Raw genomic sequence first — 9,135 nt, forward strand, 5'->3', positions numbered from 1 at the left:
TACCCGTGCCCCCGCCCGTGCCCCCGCCCGTGCCCGTACCCGTGCCCGTGCCGGTGCCCCGGTCCGCTCCGCCGGAGGTCCTGCGGGCGCGGTCGCCGCCGCCCGCCGCGACGAGCACGGTCTCCGGCTCGGTGGCCGTCTCCGCGGCCGGCGCCCCGTCGAGGGTGAGCGGGCCGATCCGCCTGCGCTCGCGCCGGCCGAGCACGACGGCGAGGAGCAGCACGGCGGCCAGTCCGACGCCGAGGGCCGGGATCATCGGGACGAAGATGTCGCCCGCGTCGAGCTTGAGCGCGGTGGCGGCGCGGGCGGTGGGGCCGCCCCAGGGGAGGGTGTTCATGACGCCGTTGGCGGTGGCGGCGACACCGGTCATCACGACCAGGCTCATCTTGAGGCGCTTGTAGAGCGGATACATCGCCGAGACGGTGATCATGAACGTGGTGGAGCCGTCGCCGTCGAGCGAGACGATCGCGGCGAGCACCGCCGTGCCGACGACGATCCGCATCGGGTCGGCCTTGCAGAAGCGCAGGATGCCCCGCACGATCGGGTCGAAGAGGCCGACGTCGATCATCACGCCGAAGTAGACGATGGCGAACATCAGCATCGCGGCGGTCGGGGCCAGGTTGCCGACGCCGTCTATGACGTAGTCGCCGAGCTTCGCGCCCTGTCCGACGGCGACGCAGAACAGTGCGGGGATCAGGACCAGCGCCGCGATCGGCGACATCTTCTTCATCATGATCAGGACCAGGAAGGTCGCGATCATGGCGAAGCCGAGGATTGTCAGCATGTGGGATACCTATCGCTCACCCTTGAACTCCCACCGGAGTCGGCGGTGCGGATGACGTTAGGGCTCGCCTCGCGGCGTTAACAAGATGTTGACATGCGAGCAATACGAGCAAAACCCCAGGTCAACGCGTTGTTCACCCGTCGGGTGCGATCCGGCCCCCCCTCGCGCGGGTCAGTCCAGGAGCCGCGCCAGGTAGGCCCGCAGCAGGATGCGGGTCTCGGCGACGACGGCCGGATCGCCCTCCGGGTCGCTGCGGAACGCCAGCCCGAGGACGGCGTCGGCGGCCTCGACGCAGACCAGGATGGTGCGGAGCCGCTCCTCCTCGGGGGCGTGGCCGAAGTATCCGGAGAGCAGTTCGGCGAGCCGGTCGGCGACCCGGCGGTTGGCGTCGTCGGCGGGGTCGTCGACGGGAGCCGGCACACCGAAGTCGACCAGGGCGAATCCGGCCACGGACCGCTTCATGGCCAGGTACTCGTCCAGGACGGCGTCGATGGCGCTGCGCCAGTCGGCGGTGGGGATGGCGGCCAGGCGGGCGGTGACGCGTTCGGCGAAGCTGTCCAGGTTGCGGCGGGCCAGTGCGTCGGTCAGCGCGCGCTTGTTGGAGAAGAAGCGGTAGACGGAGCCGATGGGCACTTCGGCGCGCACGGCCACGGCCCGGGTGGACAGCTGCTCGTAGCCGGTCTCGTCGAGGAGTTCGGCGCAGGCGTCGAGTATCCGGGCGAGGCGTTCGGCGCTGCGCTGCTGCACGGGGGCGCGGCGGAGGTTCGTGTTGACATGGGGCACGGGCTCCATGATGCCGTGGGTCTCCTCTGCGACGGGTGGCCGACCTCCGTCGATGCTCACACGATGAGCAACGAAAGCCCTCCGACGGTATAGGTGATCATCAGGATCAGCAGCGGGAGCTGCCCCGCGACGGCGCGGCCGGGCGGGAAGAGGCGCACGGACCGGTCGTGGGCGGCGACGACGCCGAGCACATGGCCGAGGACGATCGCGAGGACCTGGAGCGTGGCGACGCCGCCGGGCCCCAGGGGCGGATCGGGCGGGACGGGATCGTCGGTGCCGAACGCCATCATGACGGTGCGCGGCCCCTCGGTGACGAAGAGCGTGAAGTAGTGGGCGACGAGGTAGCCGAGGGCGATCGGGACGAGCGAGTGCGCGAAGGAGGTGAGCGGCCGGCGGAGCCGGCCGGATATCAGCCGGACGGCCCCTGAGCACAGGGCGTAGAGGGTGGCGACGAGGACGACGGCGGCCAGGAGGCCGAGCGTGGCCGCGGCGGTGCGGCCCAGGGGCGAGGTCTGGACGGTGGTGATCCAGGAGGGGGAGTCGGAGAAGCCGTCGTAGGCGGTGGAGCCGAGCATGACGCAGACGGTGGCGACGAGCCCGGGGAGATGCGGGGTGGCGTCGAGGCCGTTGAACGGGGAGCGGAGCACGAGGCGGCCGTCGGCGGGGCGGCGGCCGAGCGGGGAGAGCCGGGCGAGCAGGCCGGAGTAGACCTCGAAGGCGTCCGCGTGGTCGAACCACCCGGCGCCGTGACGGGCGGCGCCCACGAGCTGGACGGCGGTGTGGAGGGCGAGGAAGAGCAGCAGGGTGGTGGCCGAGGCGGGGTCGGGGGCCACGAGTTCGAGCCAGGTGAAGGCGAGGAGCCCGGCCGCGGCGGGCCACAGGCCGAGCCGGGCGGGCAGGGGGCGCCCCTCGCCGGGGTCGCGGCGGAGCAGGCGGCGGACGACGAGGTGGACGGTGCGCAGCGGGTTGACCAGCCGCCAGACGGGGCCGAGGAGGAGCGAGGCGGGGACCAGCCCGACCCAGAGGAGCACGTACACGGCGCCGGGGGCCGGGTTGCGTTCCGGGTCGTCCGGTCCGAGCAGGAGGTGGAGCACGACGAACAGCCCGGCGGCGAGTCCCAGGACGCGCAGGGCGGTACGGGTGGGGCGGGCGTCGGCGAGGCGCTGGACGGCGGCCGGTACCGGGCGGCCCGCCCGGTCGCCGCGGAACCGTGAGGCGGACCAGAGCAGGCCGAGCGCGAGGAAGGAGACGAAGAGCGCGGTGAAGGCCCCGGCGAAGGCGTAGAAGGGGGACAGCGGCAGGTCGTGCTGGGCGCCGATGCCGTGGGCGAGGGCGTTCACCGTACGACGAGTTGGGTCAGGAGCAGGTCGGACTCGTGTGTCTCGACCTCGAAGAGTCCGCTGCGGTCGGCGGTGAAGGTCAGGGTGACGGTGCGGCCCGCGGGCAGCCGGGCCTCCTTGTCGTAGCCGTGGACGTGGAGGCTGTCGGCGCGGTCGCTGCGGACGCGCAGCCGGACGGTTCCGCCCTTCTCGACCTCGGTGCGGCCGGGGGCGGGGCTGACCCTGCCGCGGGAGACGACGATCTCCAGGTCCGTGTCGGGCCGGGTCTCCCCGGAGCGGGTCGCACCGGGGGCCGGCTTCGCGGAGGAGGCCGCGAGGGAGGCGGTGGCCTGGACGGGGGCTCCGTTCACGGCCCAGGCGGTGTGGTCGTCGGCATAGAGCCGGGCGGTGAGGCCGGTGCCGCCGCCCGCGCCGCGGACGAGGGAGGCGGGGAGGTGGTACCAGGAACCGTAGACGCGGGCGAGGGGACGGCCGTCGAGGAACAGGCGGGCGTGGCCGCGCCCGAGGAGCGCGGCGCCGCCCACGCTGTCCGGGGTGAACCGGAAGTCGCGCACGGTGAGGCGGACGTTCCACCCGTCCTCGGAGTCCCGCCGCACGGCGACCGTCACGGCGGGGGCGCCCTCGGCGTCGACCTCGCGCAGCCGGTTGCCCGAGCCGTCGTCGGCGGTGAGCAGCCGGCCGGTGTCCCCGTCGGCCTGTTCGTGGCTCGTGCCGGGTTTGTGGTGGGTGGTGGCCCGCCCGCCGCAGGCGCTCGCCCCGAGCACGAGGGCGCCCGCGGTGAGCACGGCGACGGCCGTGGCGACCGGCCGGGCGGCCCGCTGCCGCCTGCGGGAACGCCCCGCGCTCCGGCCCTTTCCGAAACTCCTCATGCTCCGTCCCCTTCCGCGGTCCGCGACGCCTGCGCGGTCCGTGCCGTCTCCGGGTTCTCCGTCGTTCCGGGTTCCTCGCCCCGTTCGCCGTGCCGGGCGGTGGCGATCACGGCCCACACCACCCAGACCACGCCGAGGAGTCCGCGCACCCAGGCCGGGCCGAGCGGGATCCACGGGATCATGAACATGGCCTTGTCGAGGGCGTCCAGCAGCGTGAGCGCGCCCAGCACCACCGTGGTCCACCCCAGCCACGGCCGTTCGCGCCGCAGCACGAGCCCGATCCCGGTCCACCACACCCCGGTCAGCAGCAGGGCCAGCGCGGGCACGTAGGAGGAGGCGAGCCCCGTCGTCGAACCGGCGACGTCCAGCGCGAGGCCGATCGCCCCGAGCGCCGTGACGACGGTGGCGGACCGGCTGCCCCGCAGTCTGCGCCACCACAGCACCCCGCCGACCAGCGCGAGCACCACGGCGATCGCCAGAGTCACCTGCGTCTCGATGCGCTCGATGCCCCGCGCGCCGTACCAGTCGCAGCCGGCCGGCAGCCGCCGCGCCTGCACGTTGTAGTCGGCGCAGACCAGCAGTTGGGCCAGTTTGACCGGTTCGCCGACGAGCCGGTCGCTGCCGCCGGACACGGCGCCGCGCTCGGCGCCGCAGGTGGGCAGGGTGCGCGGGGACGACGCGCCGGTGTCCGACTGCCAGCAATTGCCACCGCCCTGGCCGTCCCACCAGACGTCGGTGCGGTTGGGCCGGGAGTTGCCCGCCCGGTCCTTGCCGAGGTGGTTGTTCGCGTACCGGTTGTGGTGGGAGGTGTCGGCCTGCTTGGACAGCGCGTCCTCGCCCCGGATGAAGGCGGGGACGGCGGACAGGTAGAAGGCGGTGCGCCGGTGCCCGTAGATCCAGTTGTTCTCGTACAGGTTCCAGTTGCCGCCCGCGGTGATGATGCCGGAGCCGGGCGGCATGGAGATCTGCGGGCAGACGACGCCGTCCTCGTAGCCCCGTTCCACGGGCGGCTTGGCGCAGGTGCCGTCGGCGACGTACCGGTAGTAGTCGGCGTTGTTGTCGTGGATCAGGTTGCGCTCGAAGCGGGCGTGGTTCTGCGGCAGTCCGGGGTGGCCGGGGAAGGCGCTGTCCATCGAGGCGCCGCCCATGTTGTGGTCGAACTCGTTGTCGTGGACGTAGACGGAGTCGCCCGCCGTGCCCGAGTAGCCGACCATGTTGTGGTGGCTGCGGCAGCCGGTGATCTCGATGGAGTAGCGCGGTACGTCGTAGCCGTGGCCGTCGTTGATGTTGGAGGCGCTGCCGGGGTAGATGCCGGAGTCGCCGTTGCCGTACGACTCGCAGTTCTTGTACAGCCCGTGGTCGCTCGCGAAGGTCAGGAAGCCGTACTCGTCGTTCCAGCGGGTGAGGACGTCGTCGATGACGAAGCCGTCCTGCGCCAGGACGTACAGGGAGTTGAAGGTGGTGCGCTGGGCGGTGAAGTTCTTGAAGTAGACGCCGTCGGACCGGTCCGCGCGGATCGCGTTGAGCTTGCGGTACTTGGCGTCGATCACCACGTCCGTGCGCTCGGCGCCCGTGCCCTCGATCTGGAGGTTCTTCTTGCCGAGGATCGCCACCAGGTTCTGGTTGTGCGGGCACCGCGCCTGCTGGGCGTACGACAGGATCTGGTAGCCGAGCTGGGAGTCGGGGGCCTTCAGCCGGGCGCACTCCCCCGCCGGTGCGGGCAGCGAGGGCTCCTCCTCGTACAGGCCGGGCAGGACCGCGATGTTCATGCCCGGCCGGTCGACCGCGTCGACGGCCTGTTGCAGATGGCGGAAGCCGGACTTCAGGCACCGGTCGAAGAGCTTCAGGTTCCGGTCCCGCAGCTCGGCCGGGAAGGCCGCCACCCGGCGCTCGAAGTCGGCCCGGTCGCCCTTGCAGACCAGCAGATCGGGTTCGCCCGTGCGGTACACGGGAACGCTTCCGGTTCCGTCGGGCAGTTCGACCGGACGTTCTTCGTGCGCCTGCGCCACGGGGGCCGCGAGGAGGGCGGCCGCGAGCGCCGCCAGGACCACCAGAAGTCTTCGTGTCCACGACATGTGCGAGAGAGTAGAGCATTGTTCAACTTCTGGAACCCCCCTGTGCGTCACGAATGCCGTTGACGCGCCCCGATTCGATTCCTACGGTTGTCCATAGGATTTCTTCGGCACCGGGAGCGCGGATGAGCGGCATCGAGCAGGCGAGGAAGACGGCGGAGGGGCTTGAGTACTCCGCCGGTTTCGGCAATCAGCACAGCTCGGAGGCGGTGACGGGGGCGTTGCCGCACGGCCGCAACTCCCCCCAGCGCGCGCCCCTCGGGCTCTACGCGGAGCAGTTGAGCGGCTCGGCCTTCACCGAACCGCGCGCCCACAACCGCCGCTCCTGGCTCTACCGGATCCGCCCCTCGGCCGCCCACCCGCCGTTCGTCCGGATCGACAACGGCGCCCTGCGCACCGCCCCGTTCACCGAATCCGTGCCCGACCCCAACCGGCTGCGCTGGGACCCGCTCCCCGAGCCCGCCGCCGGGACGGACTTCCTGGCCGGCCTGTGGACCCTCGGCGGCAACGGCGACGCGACGCAGCGCACCGGCATGGCCGTGCACCTCTACAGCGCCAACGCGTCCATGACGGACCGGGTGTTCAGCGACGCGGACGGCGAGCTGCTGATCGTCCCGGAGCGCGGCGGCCTGCTGCTGCGCACCGAGATGGGCCTGCTGCGCGCCGAGCCGGGGCACGTCGCGCTGATCCCGCGCGGCGTCCGGTTCCGCGTGGAGCTGCTCGACACCACCGCCCGGGGCTACGTCTGCGAGAACTACGGCCAGCCGTTCGCCCTGCCCGACCTCGGTCCGATCGGCGCCAACGGCCTGGCGAACGCCCGGGACTTCCTGGCCCCCGTCGCCGCGTACGAGGACGACGACCGACCGGTCGAGGTGATCAACAAGTTCTGCGGGAACCTCTGGTCCGCGACCTACGACCACTCCCCGCTCGATGTCGTCGCCTGGCACGGCAACCACACCCCGTACGTCTACGACCTGCGCCGCTTCAACGTCATCGGCTCGATCAGCTACGACCACCCCGACCCGTCGATCTTCACGGTGCTGACCTCGCCGTCCGACACCCCGGGGCTGGCCGGGGTCGACTTCGTCGTCTTCGCGCCGCGCTGGCTGGTCGGCGAGGACACCTTCCGGCCGCCGTACTTCCACCGCAACGTGATGAGCGAGTACATGGGCCTGATCGAGGGCGCGTACGACGCGAAGACGGCCGGCAGGGGCGGCTTCGTCCCGGGCGGCGGCTCGCTCCACAACATGATGTCGGCGCACGGCCCGGACCGGGAGACCTTCGACCGGGCGAGCGGGGCGGAGCTGAAGCCGCAGAAGATCGACGACGGCCTGGCCTTCATGTTCGAGACCCGCTGGCCGGTGACGGCGACCGCGCAGGCGGCGACGGCCGGTCACCTGCAGCACGGCTACGACGACGTGTGGCAGGGTCTGAGCCGCAACTTCAGGCCGTAGGCGGCGGGGCCGTTCCCCGGCCCCGCACCGGCGCGTCCGCCCTGCCGCAGTACGGAGAGACCAGGTGACCCAGGTGCCCCAGATGCCCAAGACGCCCCCGGGGCCGGCCTTCGCCCCCGACTCGCTGGTCCTGAACCGCAAGCTGCCGCTGTGGTACCAGGTCTCGCAGTCGCTGCGCGCCTCGATACTCGGCCGGGCCCAGGACGCGTCGGCGCGGCTGCCCACCGAGGAGCAGCTCGCCGCGCACTACGGCGTCAGCGTCCTGACGATGCGCCAGGCGCTCAAGGAGCTGGAGACGGAGGGGCTGATCAGCAGGCACCGGCGGCGCGGCACGTTCATCGAGCCGCGCGCCCGCCGGGTGTCGCCGGTCCGGCTGCTCGGCTCGATCGACGCGATCGTGGCCCAGCAGTCGGGCGAGCGGACCGAGGTCCTCGGCCACGGCCCGGTCGCCGTGCCCGGGGACCTCTGCGAGTACTTCCCCGACTGCGCGGAGGTGGTCGGCTACCGCCGGCTGCGCTGCGACGAGAACGACGACGAGCCCACCAACTGGGCGGAGAACATGGTGCGTCCCGAGGTCGCGGCCCGTATCGACGTCGCCGATCTCGAACGCTGGCCGATGACCAAGGTGCTGCGCGACCGGGTCGGCGTCCGGATCGCGCGCATCACCGACACCGTCGAGGCCCGCCTCGCCGACCCGCCCACCGCCGAGCTCCTGAGGGTGCCGCTGCTGAGCCCGATCCTGTTCTACACGGGCGTGACGTACGACGAGAACGGCCGGGTGGTCGACGTGGCGCGCATCCGGTACCGGGGCGACCGCTTCTCCTTCTCGGTCACCCTGGAGGCCCACTGAGCCCCCTCCTGCGGGGCGGGACCGCTCCGCACGGGCACGGTTACGATGCCCGGGAAGGCGGCGGACGTGGCGACGGGGAGGACGGCACGGTGGCAGCACGGGCGGCGGGCGGCTCCGGCGACGGCCAGGACGCGGACGCCCCGCTCCTCGACGACCTCATGCCCTGGTCCGTACGGCCGTTGCGCACCGGGCGCCCCTGGGTCCTCGCCCCCGACGCCGGCTCGCTCAGGGCGCGCTGGGACCGGCTGGTGCGGGCCCCGGCCGACGAACGCGAACGGCTGTTCCGGGCCAGCCGGTCCCGTGATCCGTGGACCTCGGTGGCGGCGCTGCCGGGGCAGTCCACCGGCACCGGCCGGTTCGCCCGCGAGGACGGGCCGTGCCCCGAGCCGGTACGGATCGCGCACGGCCCGTTCGACCGGCAGTGGCTGCTGCCCGACCACCGGCTGATCGACGCCGCCCGCCCCGAGCTGTGGCGGGTCGCCGACGGGCACCAGCTGTTCGTCGTGGAGCACGGGCACGTGCCCCGGGACACCGGCCCCGCCCTGTCCGTGACGGCGCTGCTCCCGGACGGCCACTCCCCCGCCGGCCGGCCGGGCCGGATCCGTCCGCTGTACCGGCGGCCCGGCGGTCTCGAACCCAATCTGGCCCCGGGGCTGCTCGCGCTGCTGGGCGAACTCCACGGCGGGCCGGTCACCGCGGAGGCCGTGCTGGCGTGGGTGCTCGCGGCGGCCCGGCCCTCGCCCGCCGGATGCGTGGTGCCGCTGCCCGCCGACACCGCGCGCTGGTCGGCCGGGGTGGAACTGGGGCGGGAGCTGGCGCGGTTGCAGCTGCGGGGCGCCGGGGGCCGGGAACGCCCGCGGCTGCCGGGCGGGCGGCGCCCCTACGTGCGGGCCGCGATCCCGCCGGTACCGACCGCGCCGGAGTACGACCCGGATGGGGAGACGCTCGCGCTGGGCACCGGCCGCATCTCGCCCGTGCCCGCC

At 73.0% G+C, this 9,135-nt stretch carries 8 protein-coding genes; 3 read left to right on the forward strand and 5 right to left on the reverse strand.

Annotated features, from left to right (window positions below; translation table 11 throughout):
- The 5 genes from EAO76_RS45870 to EAO76_RS05170 form a co-directional block, all read right to left on the reverse strand.
- Positions 1–784 (reverse strand): citrate:proton symporter (locus tag EAO76_RS45870; RefSeq protein WP_262375279.1); only part of this gene is annotated, 784 nt, incomplete at its 3' end.
- 171 nt (positions 785–955) lie between these two features.
- Entirely contained in the window at positions 956–1,576 is a 621-nt protein-coding gene (locus EAO76_RS05155; protein WP_148833779.1) for a TetR/AcrR family transcriptional regulator, read from the reverse strand.
- Positions 1,577–1,623: 47 nt separating this feature from the next.
- Positions 1,624–2,907 carry a hypothetical protein gene (locus EAO76_RS05160; RefSeq protein WP_148833781.1) on the reverse strand — a complete coding sequence of 428 codons (1,284 nt, stop codon included), beginning with the start codon at positions 2,905–2,907 and terminating at the stop codon, positions 1,624–1,626.
- Positions 2,904–3,776 carry a hypothetical protein gene (locus EAO76_RS05165; RefSeq protein WP_148833783.1) on the reverse strand — a complete coding sequence of 291 codons (873 nt, stop codon included), beginning with the start codon at positions 3,774–3,776 and terminating at the stop codon, positions 2,904–2,906. The genes EAO76_RS05160 and EAO76_RS05165 overlap by 4 nt, the downstream gene beginning before the upstream one ends.
- Complete coding sequence (locus tag EAO76_RS05170; RefSeq protein ID WP_148833785.1) at positions 3,773–5,851, reverse strand: right-handed parallel beta-helix repeat-containing protein; 2,079 nt, start codon at positions 5,849–5,851, stop codon at positions 3,773–3,775. The genes EAO76_RS05165 and EAO76_RS05170 overlap by 4 nt, the downstream gene beginning before the upstream one ends.
- A 122-nt stretch (positions 5,852–5,973) precedes the next feature.
- Here EAO76_RS05170 and hmgA point away from each other — a divergent pair, with 122 nt between their 5' ends.
- The 3 genes from hmgA to EAO76_RS05185 form a co-directional block, all read left to right on the forward strand.
- Positions 5,974–7,302 (forward strand): homogentisate 1,2-dioxygenase, encoded by a 1,329-nt coding sequence (gene hmgA / locus EAO76_RS05175; protein WP_148833787.1) that lies wholly within the window; start codon positions 5,974–5,976, stop codon positions 7,300–7,302.
- A gap of 82 nt (positions 7,303–7,384) precedes the next feature.
- Positions 7,385–8,152, forward strand: a complete 768-nt coding sequence (locus EAO76_RS05180) for a GntR family transcriptional regulator (RefSeq protein ID WP_148833789.1) — start codon at positions 7,385–7,387, stop codon at positions 8,150–8,152.
- Positions 8,153–8,241: 89 nt separating this feature from the next.
- A partial coding sequence (locus tag EAO76_RS05185; RefSeq protein WP_148835575.1) for a type ISP restriction/modification enzyme occupies positions 8,242–9,135 on the forward strand: 894 nt, incomplete at its 3' end.

This window comes from Streptomyces sp. sk2.1, from assembly GCF_008120935.1.
Lineage (GTDB): Bacteria > Actinomycetota > Actinomycetes > Streptomycetales > Streptomycetaceae > Streptomyces.

Coding starts and splice junctions, on each gene's coding strand:
- EAO76_RS05155 (WP_148833779.1), bottom strand. CDS start 1,576: ATGGAGCCCGTGCCCCATGTCAACACGAACCTCCGCCGCGCCCCCGTG.
- hmgA (WP_148833787.1), top strand. CDS start 5,974: ATGAGCGGCATCGAGCAGGCGAGGAAGACGGCGGAGGGGCTTGAGTAC.
- EAO76_RS05180 (WP_148833789.1), top strand. CDS start 7,385: ATGCCCAAGACGCCCCCGGGGCCGGCCTTCGCCCCCGACTCGCTGGTC.
- EAO76_RS05170 (WP_148833785.1), bottom strand. CDS start 5,851: ATGTCGTGGACACGAAGACTTCTGGTGGTCCTGGCGGCGCTCGCGGCC.
- EAO76_RS05165 (WP_148833783.1), bottom strand. CDS start 3,776: ATGAGGAGTTTCGGAAAGGGCCGGAGCGCGGGGCGTTCCCGCAGGCGG.